Origin of the sequence: Solimonas sp. K1W22B-7 (assembly GCF_003428335.1) — a bacterium.
Classification (GTDB): Bacteria; Pseudomonadota; Gammaproteobacteria; order Nevskiales; family Nevskiaceae; genus Solimonas_A.
The window spans coordinates 4641275-4657207 of record NZ_CP031704.1 but is presented as its reverse complement, the minus strand read 5'-3'; the positions used below and the strand labels follow the sequence as shown (position 1 = coordinate 4657207).

At 68.0% G+C, this 15933-nt stretch carries 10 protein-coding genes; 2 read left to right on the top strand and 8 right to left on the bottom strand.

What is annotated here, in order from left to right; all coding sequences use genetic code 11:
- Positions 1 to 9: 9 nt before the first annotated feature.
- The 3 genes from D0B54_RS21005 to D0B54_RS20995 are packed head-to-tail and all read right to left on the bottom strand — an operon-like array spanning position 10 to position 3688.
- Positions 10 to 573 (bottom strand): TetR family transcriptional regulator, encoded by a 564-nt coding sequence (locus tag D0B54_RS21005; protein ID WP_117293832.1) that lies wholly within the window; start codon positions 571 to 573, stop codon positions 10 to 12.
- Positions 574 to 623: 50 nt separating this feature from the next.
- Positions 624 to 2891 (bottom strand): PKD domain-containing protein, encoded by a 2268-nt coding sequence (locus D0B54_RS21000; RefSeq protein WP_117293830.1) that lies wholly within the window; start codon positions 2889 to 2891, stop codon positions 624 to 626.
- A 35-nt stretch (positions 2892 to 2926) separates the two neighbouring features.
- Positions 2927 to 3688, bottom strand: coding sequence for an SDR family NAD(P)-dependent oxidoreductase (locus tag D0B54_RS20995; RefSeq protein WP_117293829.1), 762 nt, complete (start codon positions 3686 to 3688; stop codon positions 2927 to 2929).
- Positions 3689 to 3931: 243 nt separating this feature from the next.
- Between D0B54_RS20995 and D0B54_RS20990 the strand changes: the two genes are divergently transcribed.
- Together D0B54_RS20990 and D0B54_RS20985 are read left to right on the top strand one after the other, a co-directional pair.
- Positions 3932 to 4282, top strand: coding sequence for a hypothetical protein (locus tag D0B54_RS20990; protein WP_117293828.1), 351 nt, complete (start codon positions 3932 to 3934; stop codon positions 4280 to 4282).
- 207 nt (positions 4283 to 4489) lie between these two features.
- A complete protein-coding gene (locus tag D0B54_RS20985; RefSeq protein WP_117293827.1) occupies positions 4490 to 5494 on the top strand; it encodes an IS30 family transposase in 1005 nt (334 codons plus the stop codon).
- A 22-nt stretch (positions 5495 to 5516) separates the two neighbouring features.
- Here the strand turns inward: D0B54_RS20985 and D0B54_RS20980 are convergent, their stop codons facing one another.
- From D0B54_RS20980 to D0B54_RS20960, 5 genes are all read right to left on the bottom strand, one after another.
- Complete coding sequence (locus tag D0B54_RS20980; protein WP_117293826.1) at positions 5517 to 8579, bottom strand: efflux RND transporter permease subunit; 3063 nt, start codon at positions 8577 to 8579, stop codon at positions 5517 to 5519.
- Between the two features lie 10 nt (positions 8580 to 8589).
- Positions 8590 to 9642: an efflux RND transporter periplasmic adaptor subunit gene (locus D0B54_RS20975; RefSeq protein WP_117293824.1), complete on the bottom strand. Its 1053-nt coding sequence runs from the start codon at positions 9640 to 9642 to the stop codon at positions 8590 to 8592.
- Positions 9643 to 9647: 5 nt separating this feature from the next.
- Positions 9648 to 11084 carry a TolC family protein gene (locus tag D0B54_RS20970; protein ID WP_117293823.1) on the bottom strand — a complete coding sequence of 479 codons (1437 nt, stop codon included), beginning with the start codon at positions 11082 to 11084 and terminating at the stop codon, positions 9648 to 9650.
- A gap of 32 nt (positions 11085 to 11116) precedes the next feature.
- Positions 11117 to 11755, bottom strand: coding sequence for a TetR/AcrR family transcriptional regulator (locus D0B54_RS20965; RefSeq protein ID WP_117293822.1), 639 nt, complete (start codon positions 11753 to 11755; stop codon positions 11117 to 11119).
- Positions 11756 to 12122: 367 nt separating this feature from the next.
- On the bottom strand, positions 12123 to 15932 hold the full coding sequence (locus tag D0B54_RS20960) for an LVIVD repeat-containing protein (RefSeq protein WP_117293820.1): 3810 nt from the start codon (positions 15930 to 15932) through the stop codon (positions 12123 to 12125).
- Position 15933: the final 1 nt, after the last annotated feature.

Sequence of the window (15933 nt, the reverse complement as noted above, 5' to 3'; positions counted from 1 at the left end):
GCGCCAGTTTCAGGACTGGTCGACGATGGCCTGCACCGTGGCGGCAAACCACTTGGCCATCTTCTTGTCGACGCCCCGGGTGGCGAACATCTGCGGCAGCTGCCGGGTGTAGAGCACGAAGGACGTGGAGAGCATGAAGATCTCCAGGGCGCGCACGCGGGCGTCGGGCCCGCCCAGCCACCGGGCCAGCGGCGCCACGCCGTACTGTTCGGTGACGCGCGTGGTGATGTCGCGGGCATCCACGTCCACCGTCGACAGCGCGATCAGCGAGGGCGCCTTGATGTCCAGGCTGCGGTCCATGAACATTGCCGCCAGGCGCTCGCCGAACTGCTCCCGCTGCAGTTCGAACAGTTCGCCCACGCTCATCGCCTCCACCAGCGCCGCCTCGAACAGGCCGGCCTTGGAGCCGAAGTAGCGCAGCAGCAGGGTGGAGCTGACCCCGGCGATCGCCGCGATATCGCGGATGCCGGCATGCGCGTAGCCCACTTCCGCAAAGGCCTTCTGGGCGGCGGCCAGGATGTCCGCCTTGGTTTTCGGTGCGTTGCGCTTCTTCGGCGGCGGGGCGGCTTTCATGGGCAACGAGTATAAAGCGGCCGACCCGCGGAGCGGATGCTTGGCCCTGCCTAGCGAACCACGACCCGCACGCGGCCGATGTTCTGGACGCGCCCGAACGGCGTCTGCGCGTCGCCCTGGCGCTGCGAGGCCACGCGCAGCACGGCGAAGTAGGTGCCCGGCTTTGCGTAGGCGTGCGTCGCCGAAAGCTGGACCCGGGATTGCGGCGCGTCGATCTGCGCCGCCTGCGGATAGCTGCCCAGGCCTTCGAAATCCCATTCCGCCGCGACCACCCGGCCGGCGCCGGCGGGCACTTCGACCCTTGCCGAGAAGCGCACGGGCTCGCCGGCCGCGACCTCGGCGCGCTCGCCGCCATTGGCCTGCAGCAGCACCACGGGCTGGATGCCCTGGCGTTCATGGGCGTCGGCCGGCACGATGACCTGTGTGTCGACCACCTGGTATTGCGTGCTGGTCGGTTTTACGCCTTTTTCCACCCAGGCGCTGAGATCGCGCAACGCCTGCTGCAGGGCGCCCTCGAAGCTCACGGTGTGGGCATGGGCGGCCGGCGTCTGCGGGTTGTCGTGCTGCGCGTGGTCGATGAACCACAGCGCGAAGTGGTCCTCGAAGCCCGCGCCCTGCGCTTCCTGCACCCTGGAGCGGTACCAGTCCGCCTGCCAGGCCAGGGCATCGATGTCCATCAGGCATTCGAGCAGGATCATCTTGCCGCTGAACCGGCCGCTGGCGAGGGTTGCCGCCGTGCCCGCGGCCGCGATCGGGCCGATGAGCATGTCGCGCTGCGGGTAGAGCGGCGCACCGTCGGGTTTGCGGTACTGGTTCCAGCCGTAGAGGTCGGGCGTGGGCAGCTGGTGGCGTTGGTAGGTCTGCAGCGCGAGCCCCCAGGCATTGTCGATGCGTACCCGGTCGCCGGCGCGGATGCCGTTGGCCGTCGACTGGTCCGCGGCGTAGGCGAAGCCGATCGTGTTGCCGCTGATGGTGGCGATGGGAATGCTCTTGCCGGCCGCGGCGCCGCTGGTCATCACCAGGTGCGAATCCGCGAAGTCGTGTCCGGGCACGTCCGCCAGCTCGACCTGCCTGGGGAATCCTTCGATGACCCGCGTCACGCTCGTGTCGAACTGGAAGCGCGCCGCCCGTATGGCCGATGCCGGGTCGCTGCCGAGGTAACCGGGCTGGCTCCAGAAGTCCTCGACGTAAGCAGGGTCCAGCATCGGCATGATCGGCGCCACCTGGGCGAAGTAGCCGCTGTCCAGGCTTTCGTGGTTCCACCAGCCGCGCGGCGGGTAGCCCATCCGCGTCGCCTCCCGCAGCGCGGCACTCTCTTCCTCGTTCAGTTCCGCATACAGATCGCCGCTGCCGCCGGGATTGATCGCGTCCATGATCGCGGGGAAGCGGTCGCGCTGCCGCAGCACGCGCAGCGCATGCATGCGTACCGTGAACATGCTGGGGATGGCATTGGGCGTGGCCATCACGAAGGGCACGAAGCCATCCCAGACGCCTTGAGTGTTCTCGGCGCTGCCGACCACCTGGTAGGAGCCGCCGCTGCCGCCGAAGAGATAGCCGTAAGAGCGGTGCTCGCCATAGAGCTCCGCCGCCACCACCCGCGAATACTTCGCCGCGGCCGCGTTGACGCGGTAGGCGGCGATCGCCGGGTCTGCCATGCCGCCCGCGCGGTCGTTGCCGCCCAGGTTGGTCTGCACGTAGTAGGCGCCGCTGTCGATCGTGAAGGCGAGGTTGCCGATGGCCACGTCGAAGGCGATGGGGAAGGGGCCGATGTCCTCCGACAGGGCCATCGGGTAGGTGTTGTGGAAGAAGCGCCCCTGGTACTGCTCCTTCGCCGGAAAGTAGAAGGAGAAGCGCGCGTCGGTTCCGGTGAAGCCGCCGTGCACGTAGCGATGCGGCACAGGCTCGCTGCGCAGCTCGTTCACATCGACATAGGGCTGGTTGTAGCGCGGATCGACGGAGTCGCCCGTCACGGGCTCCGGCGCCTCCGGCTCGTCCGCTGGCACGGCGGGCACAGGGGTGCCGGCCGCGAGGCGCTCGCCGGTGATGGTCGATTTTCCGAGGAAGCCGAGCTTGGCGCTGCCGCTGAGCCGGTCTTCCTCGAAGCGCACCGCGAAGCTCACGGTGATCGGCATCGGCTTGGCGGCCTTCATCTGCCAGTGGAGCGTTCCCGCGGAAGCCGTGCCGGCGATGCTGTGATTGCCCATGGGGCTTTCGATGCGGCCGGTAAAGGCGCTGTCGAGGGTGTCGATGTGCAGGACCATGTCCTGTGGACCGACCGGCGTCGACATGCGGGCCTTCCAGCTGCCGATGGCGCTCACATGATTCTCCTTGGGCTTTGTGATGGCTGCGCTGGCTACGGGCGCCAGCCCCGGATGCGGTTGCCCGCGTCGCAGAGCATGGTGTCGCCGGTGATGAAGCGCGCTTCCTCGGAAGCGAGGAACAGGGCGAGATTGGCGATGTCGTCGGCAGTGCCGTGCAGCTTCAGCATCTGCTGGCCCTGGATGCGCGCGTAGGTTTCGGGCGGTAGCTGGGCCACCCCGGCCGGGGTTTCCATGATGCCGGGCGCGATCGCGTTGACGCGGATGCCGTCGTTGCCGAAGGCGCTGGCCATGCCATAGGTCATGGCATTGAGCGCCGCCTTGGTCACGCCATAGGCCGTCGCCGGCACATAGCTCGCCATGGAGGAGACATTGATCACCACGCCCCTCGCGCCGGCCAGGGCAGGGCGCAGCGCTTCCGCCAGCAGCAACGGGGCCACGGTGTTCACCGCCAGGAAGCGCAGCCACTTCTCCTGCGACAGGCCGAGGAAGCGGTGCGCGACCTCGCCATAGGCGATGCCGGCGTTGTTGACCAGCACGTCGAGCTGCGGATGCAGCTTGCAGAACTCCACTGCGAAAGACTGGATCCCGCTTTCCTGCGCCAGGTCGACGCGATGCGCGGAGCAGCTCACGCCCTGTGCGCGCAGCGCGGCCGCCACCTGCTCCAGGCCTTTCTCGTCGACGTCCGTGAGGACCAGCTCGGCGCCCTCATCGGAAAACCGGCGCGCGAAGGCCTGTCCCATGCCGCCTGCCGCGCCGGTGACCAGCACACGCTTGTTCGAATAGCGCTTTGTCATGTCTCTCGCCCGCCCTGCGGCGGCGTCTCCCGGTATGGGTGCGCGAATCGCCGTGCCCGCAAGTTATCAGATGATAACTTGCGCCGTCCAGCGCGGCATCCCGGAACGGGAAGCCGGGACTGAGGGCCGTGAGCTGAATCAGGGGCAGGGCTGTAAGACCAGCAATATCAGTTGCTTGGCGAAAACCGATGGACAGGGGCAGGGGTATCGAGAACGATATCCGTCTGCGGGAGCCCAATACCTATGCAGACCCAGCTATTGCCTGAAGCCGAACCCTTCCGGTTCGATGAACGCATCCTCGCCGCCGCCGAGGCCGTCAGGGAGTACGGCTATGGACACCCCTGCCTGGTGGCCATCCGCAATGAGCGCGGACAGATCTACCGGCAGTTCATGCCCTCGGACCCCGCAGCCTTCATGGCGCTCTGCGAGGCCCTGGATGACCTGGGCCTTTCCGATGAGCTGGAGGATGAGGAAGGCACACGCGACGGCTACGCGGCCATCTTTCGTACCCCGGAGCGGCGGGAGGCCGGCAGGAGCCGGCTGGGGAACCGCGTGCGCCGCGTGCTGAAAGGGGTGCCGGAAAGACGGGGCTGACACCGCCGGTGGCCGGCAACGGCCGGAACCAGCACGCGGGAGTCGGTGAACCTGCGACCCGTCGTCACGATTGATGCGGTTCATTGCATTCGCCTGGAGGCGCCTACTGTTGGCACCGCATCCAGTCCCGGACAGAAGCAGCCGCCGTACGACGTCATACCGTGAGTTCACAAACCAAATGCAACACCCTATTACGAGGGTGCTGCAATGGGACGCAAGAGCTTTGAGCAATTTGGAATCGAGGAACGGTGTGAGATTTCCCGTCGGCGCCAAGCCGGGGAGTCGATCCGGCAAATTGCGGCAGCTCTGGATCGCGCGCCATCGAGCATTTCTCGGGAACTGAAGCGCAACACTGGCGCGACGGGCTACCAGAGCGTCTATGCCGGCGAGCAAGCTCGGGCGCGCCGCTGGCAAGGTAGCCGGCTTCTGCGTGATGCCGAGCTGCAAGCCAGGGTTCTGGAGGGATTGCGCCGAGGCTGGTCTCCCGAGCAGGTATCGCGGCGGCTGGCTCAGCAGGATCTGCAGATCAGCTACGAGAGCATCTATCGCTTCATTGCCGCCCAGATCGCCCGGACCAACGACTTTTCCTGGCGTCTCTATCTGCCCCGTGCCAAGAGCAAGCGCGGCTTCCGTGGCCGCAAGGGCGGCAGCCCGGCAGAGCACATCCAGCAGCGGGTTTCGATCGAAAAGCGCCCCAAGGCTGCGGCTGACCGGCGCCAGGCGGGACACTGGGAAGCCGACCTGATGCTCTTTGCGCGCTATGGCCAAGCCATCCTGACCCTGCATGAGCGAACGTCCCGGCTGACCGCCATCGTCCGCCAGCCCAGCAAGGCCGCTGCGCCGGTGGCGCAAACCCTCCAGGCCTTGCTGGCCCCACTGCCCCCAGCCCTGCGCCGCAGCATCACCTTCGACAACGGCACCGAATTCGCCTTGCACTACACCCTGCATCAGCCCCTGGGCTTGCAGACCTATTTCTGCGATCCGCATTCCCCCTGGCAGAAGGGTGGCGTCGAGAATGCCAACGGGCGTTTGCGCCGCTGGCTACCCCGGGGAACCAACGTCGAAGACCTCTCACCAGACCAACTCTTGCAGATCGCTCAGATCTACAATCACACGCCACGCAAGTGCCTCGGCTTCAAAACCCCTGCCGAGGTCTTCGCCAAAGTGTTGCATTTCAAATGTGAATCCACCTACCGGCTTTCGCCGGCATGACGTCGATGATGAAACGATTGCCCTAGAGGCTTCCCACTTCCACGCGCCGCTTGCGTAGCTCCGGCGGCAGCAGCTTGTACATCACCGGGGTGACCAGGCGCCCGACCATGGTGGAGCTGATCAGGCCGCCGATCAGCACCCAGGCCATCGGTGAATACAGGGCGGATTGCTGGAAGGCCAGGGGGCTGAGGCCGCCGATGGCGGTGATGGAGGTCAGCAGGATCGGCAGGAAACGGATCTCGCCGGCCTTGGCGATGGCCTCATCCAGCGGTATGCCTTCCTCGCGCAGCTGGTTGGTGAAGTCCACCAGCAGGATCGAGTTCTTGATCTCGATGCCGGTCAGGGCGATGAAGCCGACCATGGCGGTGAAGCTGAGGTTGTAGCCGGTGATGAACAGCATCAGCAGGCCGCCCATCACCCCCAGCGGCACCACGGTGGCGACGATCAGGGTCGACTTGAAGCTGCCGAACTCCAGCACCAGGATCGCCATGATGCCGAACACGGTGACCAGGATCGCGGTGCCGAAGCCGGCGAAGCTTTCGCCGCGGGCCTTGACCTCGCCGGCCACCATGTAGCGGTAGCCCTCGGGCCATTTGTAGGCGTCGAGCTGGTCGATGATCTCGTGCGTGAGCTTCTCGGTGTTGTAGCCCTTCTGCGGGTGCGCGGTGAGCAGCACGCTGCGCTGGCGGTGGTAGCGGTAGATGGCGTTCGGCGCGTCGATCAGCTGCGGCCGCGTGAGTTGCGCCAGCGGCACCTGCATGCCGGTGGCGGTGCCCACGTGCAGGCCCTGCATGGCCTCGATGGACGGGCGGCCCTGCAGCGGACCGCGCACGACGATGGGATAGGTGTCGCCGTCCTCCTCGCGGAACTCGCCGGCCTCCAGACCGGCGAAGGCGGCGCGCACCGCCTGGTTCAGCTCCAGCGGTGCGATGCCCAGCAGGCCGGCCTTGGTGGTGTCGATGCCCAGGTCCATGTCGACGCGCGAGCGCCGCAGGGGGTTGCCGATGTCGCGCGTGCCGGGCGTGCCGGCAATGAGCTTCTCGACGTCGGCGGCCAGGTGGCGCAGCTGCGGCAGGTCGTCGCCGATCACGCGGATCGCGATGGGGGCATCCATCGGCGGTCCGTTCTCGAACTCGATCAGCCTGACCTCGGCGCCGGGAATCCGGTCGAACTCGTGGCGCAGGCGGTCGAACAGCGCGGTGGTCTCGCGGTTGTGGTAGCGCTTGAGCTGCACGAACAGTTCGGCGTAGCTGGAATCGAACTCGCGCGGGAACAGGTTGTAGTAGATCTTGGGGTTGCCGTGGCCGAGGTTGGCCATGACGTGGTCGATCTCCGGCTGCCGGGTCAGCAGTGCTTCCACCTGGCGCATGACGCCGTCGGTCTTGGCCAGGCTGGCGCCATTGGGCAGGTTGATCTCCACCATGAACTGCGGCGTGTTGGCCTTGGGGAAGACGCTGAAGCCGATTGCCGGCACCAGCATGAAGCTGCCCACCACCAGCACCGTCGCGATCGCCACCGTGGTCTTGGGACGCGCCAGGGCGCGGCGCAGCCAGGGCGAGTAGATGCGATGGATCAGGCCCATCAGCGTGCGCAGCACGATGTTGCCTTCGGCCTCCTCGTGCAGCGGCAGCACGCGGCTGGCGAGGAAGGGGATGATCGTCAGCGCCACGAACAGCGAGGCCAGCACGGTGAAGATCACCGACAGCGGCAGCGAGCGGATGAAGTTGCCGGCGTTGCCGGGCAGGGCCATCAGCGGCAGGAAGGCGAACAGCAGGGTCGCGGTGCAGCCCAGCACGGCCAGCGAGATCTGGCGCGTGGCCAGCATGGCGGCCTCCTCGCGCTTGTAGCCCATGCGCAGGTAGCGCGAGATGTTCTCCACCACCACGATGGAATCGTCCACCAGCAGGCCCAGGGCGACGACGAAGCCGGCGATGGACAACTGGTTGAGCGAGTAGCCGGCGAAGTACAGCGCGGCCAGGCCCGTGGCCAGCGACAGCGGGATCGACACCATGACGATGCCGGCGGCGCGCAGCCCCAGCGGCAGCAGGGTGACCATCACCAGCACGATGGCGACGGCGAAGTCGGCGCCCAGGCGGTTGAGGCGATGCTCGACGTTGCGCGACTGGTCGAAGCCCAGCTCCAGCTTCACCTCGGCAGGCAGCGTGTGCTGGAAGTCCTGCAGCACCTTGTCGATGGCGGCGCGGGTGACGAAGATGTTCTGGCCTTCCTTCTGGTTGGCGGTGACGTACACCGCGCGGCGGCCGTCGAAACGCGCGGTGTGCTCGTCGGGGCCGTAGTCCCAGCGCACGTCGGCGACGTCGCGCACGCGGACCAGGCGGCTGCCGTCGCCGGCCAGCACGGTGTCGCTGACCTCGTCCGGGGTTTCGTAGTTGCCGCTGGTCTGCACGTTGAAGCGGCGGCTGCCGTACTCCACCGGGCCGCCGGGGATGTTGGTGTTGCGACCGCTGACGGCGTTCAGCAGCTGTCCGAGGCGCACGTTGAGGCTGGCCATGCGCTTGAAGTCCGCCTCCACGCGCAGCTCGCGCTGCGGCAGGGCCCAGACCTCGGACTCGCGCACGCCGGGCAGGCGCTCCAGGCGGTCCTGCAGTTCGTCGGCGAGGTCGCCGAGCGTGTGCCAGGAGACGGTGTCGGACACCAGCGCCATCTGCACGATGTTGGTGTAGCCGGGGTTGATGCGCTTGACCTCCAGCCGCGTGATGCCGGGCGGCAGGTCGCCGCGCACGGCGCCCAGTTCGCGGTTGAGATCGTCGAACTTCTTGTCGACGTCGACGTCGCCGTCGAACTCGATGAACACCACGCCGACGCTGTCGGCCGAAGTGGACAGGATGTCCTTGACGTCGTCCAGCCGGTTCAGCGCGTCCTCGATCGGCTCGGAGATCTCGCGCTCGATCTGGTAGGGATCGGCGCCCGGGTAGATCACGATGACCTGGAAGGCGGAGATCGGGAAGTATGGGTCTTCGGTGCGCGGCATGTCGCGCCAGGCGCTCAGGCCCAGGGCGCCCAGCAGCAGGAAGATCAGGACCGTGAACTGCGGGTTACGGACCGAGAAATCGGAGATTTTCATCGGTGTTCCCCTAGTTCCTGGCGCTGGCTTCCGCGATCACGCTGACCTTCTCGCCGTCGCGCAGGTAGGTGGAGCCTTCGGTGACCACGGCATGGCCGGCCGGCAGGGGCTGCGCCAGGGCCGCGCGGTCGCCGGCAACGAAGGCGATCGGCACGCGTTGCGCCTTCACCTGGGTGCTGCCCTGGGGCAGCAGGTAGACCAGCATGTTGCGCTGGTCGCCCTCCACCAGGGCGGTGAGCGGGATGTACTGCAGCGACTCGCCGTCGTCGCTGCCGCGGATCTCGGCGCGGCCGATCAGGCCGCTGACGAAGGGGGTCTGCCCGGGGTCGAAGGCGATGTCCACGCGGTAGGTGCCCATGCGCGGATCGGCGGCGCGGCTGACCTCCCGCACCTTGCCGGCGAACTCCTTGCCGGGGAAGGCGTCGAAGCGCAGCGTCGCGGTGTCGTCGTTCTTCAGGCGCACCACCTCGCGATCGGCCAGGCCCAGGCGCAGCACCATGCCGCTGCCGGTATCGCCCAGCGTCAGCACCGGCTGGCCGGCGGCCACCATCTCGCGCGATTCCGACAGGCGGCGCAGCACCTTGCCCTGGGTCGGCGCGACGATGCGCGCGTTGTTGCGCGCGAAATCGGCGTTGGACAGGCCGGCGCGCGCCACGCGCTCGGCGGTGTTGAGGTCGTCGAGCTGCTCGCGCGTCAGCACGTCCTCACGGAACAGCTTCTCGCCGCGCTCGAGATCGCGCCGGGTCTTGAGCCAGGCCTCGCGCGCCTGCGTGGAGCCGGCGTCCACCTGGGCCGGTTCCAGCGTCGCCAGCAGCTGGCCGCGCTGCACCGTGTCGCCCTCGCGCACGGCGATGCCCTGCACGATGCCGGGCACCATGAAGGACAGGCGCGTCTCGTCGCGGTAGGCGACCACGCCGTTGCTCTCCACCGGCGGTGTCGCCGGGCCGTTCTCCGGCAGGGCGACCTGCACGCTGCGCGGCGGCGCTTCGGTCACGGGGGGCGGCTCGGCGGCACCGCAGGCGGCGAGGAGCAGGGCGGGCAGCAGGGTCAGGAGGGGGCGCATGGGCGTTACTCCGCGAGGTGTTGGGCCGGCAGCGGGTAGGCGGCCGTGGTGTATTCGAGTTCCGCAGCGCGCGACAGCGCAGCCTGGCGGGCAATGACCTGGTTGAGCCGCGCGTCGGTCAGGGTGCGTTCGGCATCGAAGAATTCGACCTGCGACAGCTGGCCCTCGTCGCGCTTGCGCGAGGAGATGCGGAAGCTTTCGTCGGCGGCTTCGCGGCGCGCATTGGCGCTGTCGATGGCGCGCAGCGACACCGCCAGGTCTTCGCGCGCGGCCTGCTCGGCCAGTACCAGCTTCTGCCGCAGGTCGTCGCGCTGCGCCCTGAGGCTGGCGGTCTCCGCGGCGGCCTGGGCCTGCTGCGCGCGGCGCAGGCCGAAGTCGAACACCGACCAGTTCAGCACCAGCGAGGCCATCGAGAAGTCGTGCTCGCGGTCGAACTCGTAGCGCTCGCCTTCGACACCGTAGTCGCCGGCCAGCGCCAGCGTCGGCCAGCGCCCGGCGCGCGCGGCGCGGCGCCTGGCGTCGGCGGCATCCACCGCGTGCTCGATCTGGCGCAGCTCGGGGCGGCTGCGGCCGGCCTCGACGGCCTCGGCGACGGGGCCTTCCGCGGGCGGCAGTTCCACCGCCGTGTCCAGCGGCTGGCCGCGCAGGAAGTTGAGATAGCGCTGCGCCTGCTGGGACTGGGCGCGGGCGGCGTCGAGCCGCTGCACCACGGCCAGGCGCTCGGCCTCGGCGCGCAGGCGGCGATCACGGGTGGCCTTGCCGGCATCCTGCAGGGCCTGGGCCACGCGCACGTTCTCGCCCAGCGTGCGCTCGCTGGATTCCAGGATGACGATGCCGGCGCGCGCCTGCGCCAGCGCGTAGGAAGCCTGCTTGACGTCGCGCACCAGGGTGCGCGCCAGCGCCTCGCGGGAGGCGGTCTCGGCCTGGTACAGCGACTCGCGCGCGTCGATGGCATTGTCCAGCTGCGGCGCGAACAGCGGCGCGACCAGGGTCAGACGCGTGTCCTGCTCCTTCTCGCGCAGCAGGTCGATGCTCTGGTTCTGGATCTGCGGGAACTGCTGCGTGCCGGTGAGCTGGTTGAGGGTGGCGTAGACCGGGTTGAGCAGATCGCCGGCCGGGAAATCGATCGTGCGGCCGCCGTCGGCGACGCTGTAGCGCGCCTTCAGGTCCAGCTGCGGCAGGCGCTGGGCGCGCGCCTCGCGCAGGGCCTGGAAGCGCGCCTGCACCGATGCGTTCTGGGCGCCCAGGGCGGCGTTGTTCGCCAGCGCTTCGGCGATGAAGCCGGCCAGGGGATCGTCCTGCACCCTGGCGGCGGTCAGCATGGCGGTGCTGTCCAGTGCCAGCGACATGGACAGCCGCGGCGCCGGCGCGGCCTGGGCCGCGCCGGCTGCCAGCACCGCGGCGATGCCGGCGATGGACAGGCGTTGTCTTGCTTTACGCATGCCGAACTCCTCTCGATATCTTCTTGCGATCCTCAGGCGCGCAATGCGCGCAGCCCAAAGTCGATGCTGTGTTCCAGGAACTGGGCGAGGCTGAAGCCCTCGTCCGTGACGATGCTGCCCTTGGTCTGCGCCAGCTGGATCACGCCATGGGTCAGGCCCCAGAGCGTGATCGACATCAGCAGCGGGTGACCCAGGTCCTTGCGGATGGAGCCGTCGGCGACGCCGTTGAGCAGCGCGCGCACCGTCACCTCGTGCACGCAGCGGCCGGCGGTGAGCGCGCCGTGCTCGGTGGAGCCGGCCTGCACGTCGGCCATCGAGTGCGCCTCGAAGCGCGACAGCGCGGTGAAGCGGAACGGCGACTCGCGTGCGAAGTCCATGTACGCGCGGCCGATCGCCGCGACCTGGTCGATGCCGCGCGGCTGCGAGGCCACCGCCGCATCGAAGCGTTCGCGCAGCAGGCGCAGCGCGCGCTCGCAGATCGCGAAGTACAGCTCGGGCTTGTCCTTGAAGTAGGTGTAGACCAGCGCACGCGAGACCCGCGCGTCGCGCGCGATCTCCTCCATCTTGGCGGCGTCATAGCCCTTGGCCTCGATGACCCGCTCGGCCGCGTCGACGATCTCTTCGCGGCGGCGTTCCTTCTCTTCCAGGCGGCGTTGTTGGCTCAGGCTCATGGGCGGCAGAGTAACTACAAACCGCGCGGTATTCAACACGTGTCCAGTATCTGGACTTATGTGGTAAATAAAACTCAATGGGGTGCAATTACTGGGTAAGTAATTGATTTAAAGAAAGTACGGGGAATTGAGCGGACCCTTGTCGGGTAGGAGCGAGCTTGCTCGCGACCATTTTCGACGGGTCACGAGCAAGCTCGCTCCTACCTGGGCAACCTTGGGAAGGGGCAGATGGAGGCCGTGAGTCAGCCTGGTTTCGCATAACGAAGCCAGGGGGCAATCGGGAAGGAACCCCGGCTTGCCCCGCGGCAAACCGGGCTACGTCAGGCGTGAAGAGGGTCGCTTGCGCGGAGGCGGAACGGCGTCGGCGTCAGGGCCGCCGCTTTTCGCTCTTCTTGCCGGAGCCCTTCTTCTCCTCGCTCTGCTTCTGCGCGCTCTTCGAGGCCGTCCCCGCCGGCATCTGGTTGCTCACGAACCAGGGCTCGCCGTTCTTGTCGAGGTAGAGGCGTTCCATCTCGCCCTCGTTGAAGGGGCGTGAGCCGATGCGGCCGAAGACGGCGACCTGGTGGCCGGTTTCGTCCACGGCGCGGTCGCGCTCCAGGCCCTTGCTCAGCGCCAGCGCCGGCTTGCCGGTGTCGCGGTGCGCGATCCACACCGGGCGCGGCTCCGGCGAGAAGCCGTAGAACTTGGGCTGGGTGTCGGGCGCGGTCAGCTGGATCACGTGCAGGCCGGTCCTGGCATCGGCGACGTAGGCGAACAGCGAGGCGTTGGTACTGCCCACGGCGACGTCGCGGGCGTCCTTGAGGCGGCCGTCGGCGTCGTAGCGCTGGAACAGCTTCGGCGCTTCCGGTTTCTCGATGTCGACGATCGCCACGCCTTCCTTGCCTGCGGCGACGTAGGCGTAGGTGCGCGCCAGGTGCACGCGGTGGGCGTCGGCCAGGGGCACCAGGGCGCCTTCGATCACGCGCGGGCGGGCAGGCTTGCCGATGTCGATGGTCTGCAGGCCGGCGCCGGTGACGGCGAACAGGTAGCGGAACTGCACGGCGGTGGCGCGCACGTCGCGCAGCGGGATCGTGGCCTCGACCTGCGGCTTCATCGGGTCGTCGAGGTTCACCACCACCACGCCGGCATCGGCCGAGACGTAAGCGCGGTGGCCGGCCAGCACGATGTGGCGGGCGCCCTTGAGCGCGCCGCCGCCGTCCCAGGTCAGGGCGCGCTTGAGGCCGTTGTTGCGAGGGTCGCCGTCCTGCAGGGTGTCGACGTTGACCAGGATCAGGCCTTCCACGGCGTCGCTGATCGCGGCATAGCTGTAGATCGGGTGGAACGGCTGTTCCTGGTTGACGTTGCGCATCAGGTCGCCCTGGTTGCGCAGCGGGTTGATCGGCTGGTTGGTCGGCAGCGCCACGCAGGTGGCGTTCTTCGAGCCGATGCGGTTCTTCTGGCCCAGCGGCGAGAACGGCGCGCTGACGATGCGCTGCGAGAAGCCCTTGTTGGCGATGCTGGCGACGTCGAAGACCTGCATGCCGCCCTTGCCCTCGGCGGCAAACAGGTACTCGCCGCGCAGCTGCAGGCACTGGATCGCGCCGCGCGCGGAGTGGTCGTGGGCGATCGGCAGTTCGCGGCCGCGCGCCTCGTGCGCCTTGTACCAGTCGGGGTAGGCGTAGCGGTGCAGGTAGGAGCCGATCACCGCCTGCGGCTCCTCCCACTCGGTGACCTGCACGGCTTCGAGCCCGTCTTCCAGGCCGACCCAGGCATGGAAGCCGACGAAGCTGACGAAGTTGGTGCCCTGGCCCAGCAGCGAGGTCATCCAGGCGTTGTTGTCGCCGCTCTTCGACAGGTGGCAGTCCTCGCAGGTCTTGGTCTCGGTCTTGCGCTCGGTATGCGGGTAGTGCGGCGCGAAGGCCTGCGAGGAATGGCCGCTGGCGGCCACCGGCGGCTGCTGGATGTAGATGCGCTCGCGATTGGCGTTGGTGGAGGACAGCACCAGCGCCGAGGTCGAGCGGATCGGGGCGACGCGGTTGCCCTTGGCTTCGCCATGCTTGCCGATCATGTAGAAGTCGTCGCGCACCACCTGCGGGTTGTAGGTGGCGTAGTTGCGGCTCTCGCCGCCGTCGAAGTGGATGCGGTCCGATTTCCAGTTGGCCTGGATCGGCAGGTGGCAGCCGAAGCAGGAGGTGGTCCAGGACGTGTGGCAGGTAATGCACATGATCTCGTCGTCCTTGTGCGCGCGGTCGTCGCGCTTGACGTCGAGGCCGAAGGCCTGGCCGATGGTGTCGCGCGACATCAGCTTGGCGCGCGCCGCCTTGGCGTTGTAGTGCGCGTTGCCCGGTGTCACCGAGTCCTTCACCAGCGAGACTTCCCATTCCTTCTTCGGGTCCAGCGCCGAGCGCTGGTACAGCTTGTTGCCGCGCCATTCGAAGCGCTTGCGGCCGTCCTGCGTGCGCAGGCGCAACAGGTCGCTGCCGCCCGGCGGCGCGGCCGGGCCCGAGGTCTTCAGCGTCGGCAGCCTGTCGGCGGTGCCGTGGCAGTCCTGGCAGTCGATCTCCACCGCCTGCGCCACCTCGCCGTAGATGTGGCCGTTGCCATGGGCGTCCTGCGAGAAGTGGCAGTCCACGCAGTGCATGCCGACATCGACATGGATCGAGGACATCTGCACGGTCTTGCTGAACTTCTTCGGGTCGTCGTCGGCGACGATGTTGCCGTCCTTGTCCAGCAGGTTGCCCTTGCGGTCGCGCTTGTGGATGGCGCGGAAGTTCCAGCCGTGGCCGTGGTAGTCGGCGAACTGGGTGTCCTTGATCTCCGGGTTCAGCTCCGAGACCTTGTCGAGGAACTTGCGGTCGGACCAGTTGCCGCGGATCGCCGCTTCCTCGGGGTTGCGCTGGTTGGTCTTGTGGATCTCGGCGTCGGTCGGGTACTTCTGCTGCTTGGGCCACATCTGCTCGGCGCCCGTCTCGTAGTCCCACATGGTGTAGCCGAGCATGGAGTTGAGGAAGATGTTCGGCTGGTGCATGTGGCAGATCATGCACTGGCTGGTCGGGATCGCCCGGGTGAAGACGTGCTTCAGCGGGTGGCCTTCCTCGTCCTTGGGGATCGTCGGGTCCTTGCTCTGCGACTTGCCGGTGTGGCCCCAGGCGGCATAGCCGCCGGAATGGCGCGGGTCGCGGTCGTTGGCATAGACCACGTGGCAGCCGGAGCAGCCGGAGGAGCGGTAGTCGCCCGGCTGGTCGTTGGTGCCGAGGAACCAGGAGAAGGGGTCGTTGAGGCGCGTCTTGTGCATGTTCAGCAGCGGCACCGCGATGCGGCTGCCGGTGCCGGGCCCGCGGTTGGACTGCTTGATGTCCGGGCGCCCGGGCTCTTCCAGGCGCTGGATCAGGCCGAGGGCGTCGGGCAGGCCGGTCTCGGGGAAGATGCTGTTGATGTTGCGTCCGCCGCGCTCGAACACGCGGAACACGTCCGCCGGCGGCGTCACTTCCCAGGCCGGCAGCGGGTAGAGCGCTTCCAGCGCGCCCTTCTTCTTCATGTTCTCGTCGGGCTTCACCGGCGCATCGATGCGCGCGGGGCGGCCGTCGCGGGTGTAGGCCTCGCCGCTGAGATAGCGCTTGAACGGCAGGATGCCGTTGTTGTACGCGGCACCGCCCCAGAGCATGGCGCCGGTGGACATCATGCTGCGCTCGGCGGCCTCGATGATCGGCAGGTGGCAGGCGCCGCAGGCTTCGCGCGCCACGCGGTAGTCGCCGGGATTGACGAAGCGGATGAACTCCGGCGCCTCGAGGTTGAGCAGCGAGAAGCTGTGCTCCGGGTTGCGGCTGGACGGCCAGTGCCAGGCCTCCGGGTAGCGCGGCAGCACGTGGGCCTTTTCCAGCGTTTCCATGTACGCGTGGTCATCGCGATAGGCGTGGCCTTCGGCCTTGCTGCCGGGCTTGAGGAACACGCGCGCATCGCCGCCATGGCAATCGGTGCAACCCAGCACGACGGCGGGATTGGCGTGCATGCTGTGACGATCGGTGCTGGTGTGGCAGGACTCGCAGCCGGCCGACTTGGCCGCGGCCTGGTCGCGGCCCTGTACGCGCGGCGCGAAGTCGGCGGTGACGTAGTCGCGTTCGACGGCATGCTCGCCGCCGCTGGCCAGGGCCAGGCCGGAAAGGGCGAGCAGCAGGGTGGCGGTCAGGGCGCGGATCATG

Bases quoted from the DNA above. Each gene is read 5' to 3' on its own strand.
- D0B54_RS21005 (WP_117293832.1), bottom strand. From the start codon at position 573: ATGAAAGCCGCCCCGCCGCCGAAGAAGCGCAACGCACCGAAAACCAAG.
- D0B54_RS20995 (WP_117293829.1), bottom strand. From the start codon at position 3,688: ATGACAAAGCGCTATTCGAACAAGCGTGTGCTGGTCACCGGCGCGGCA.
- D0B54_RS20990 (WP_117293828.1), top strand. From the start codon at position 3,932: ATGCAGACCCAGCTATTGCCTGAAGCCGAACCCTTCCGGTTCGATGAA.
- D0B54_RS20985 (WP_117293827.1), top strand. From the start codon at position 4,490: ATGGGACGCAAGAGCTTTGAGCAATTTGGAATCGAGGAACGGTGTGAG.
- D0B54_RS20980 (WP_117293826.1), bottom strand. From the start codon at position 8,579: ATGAAAATCTCCGATTTCTCGGTCCGTAACCCGCAGTTCACGGTCCTG.
- D0B54_RS20975 (WP_117293824.1), bottom strand. From the start codon at position 9,642: ATGCGCCCCCTCCTGACCCTGCTGCCCGCCCTGCTCCTCGCCGCCTGC.
- D0B54_RS20970 (WP_117293823.1), bottom strand. From the start codon at position 11,084: ATGCGTAAAGCAAGACAACGCCTGTCCATCGCCGGCATCGCCGCGGTG.
- D0B54_RS20965 (WP_117293822.1), bottom strand. From the start codon at position 11,755: ATGAGCCTGAGCCAACAACGCCGCCTGGAAGAGAAGGAACGCCGCCGC.
- D0B54_RS20960 (WP_117293820.1), bottom strand. From the start codon at position 15,932: ATGATCCGCGCCCTGACCGCCACCCTGCTGCTCGCCCTTTCCGGCCTG.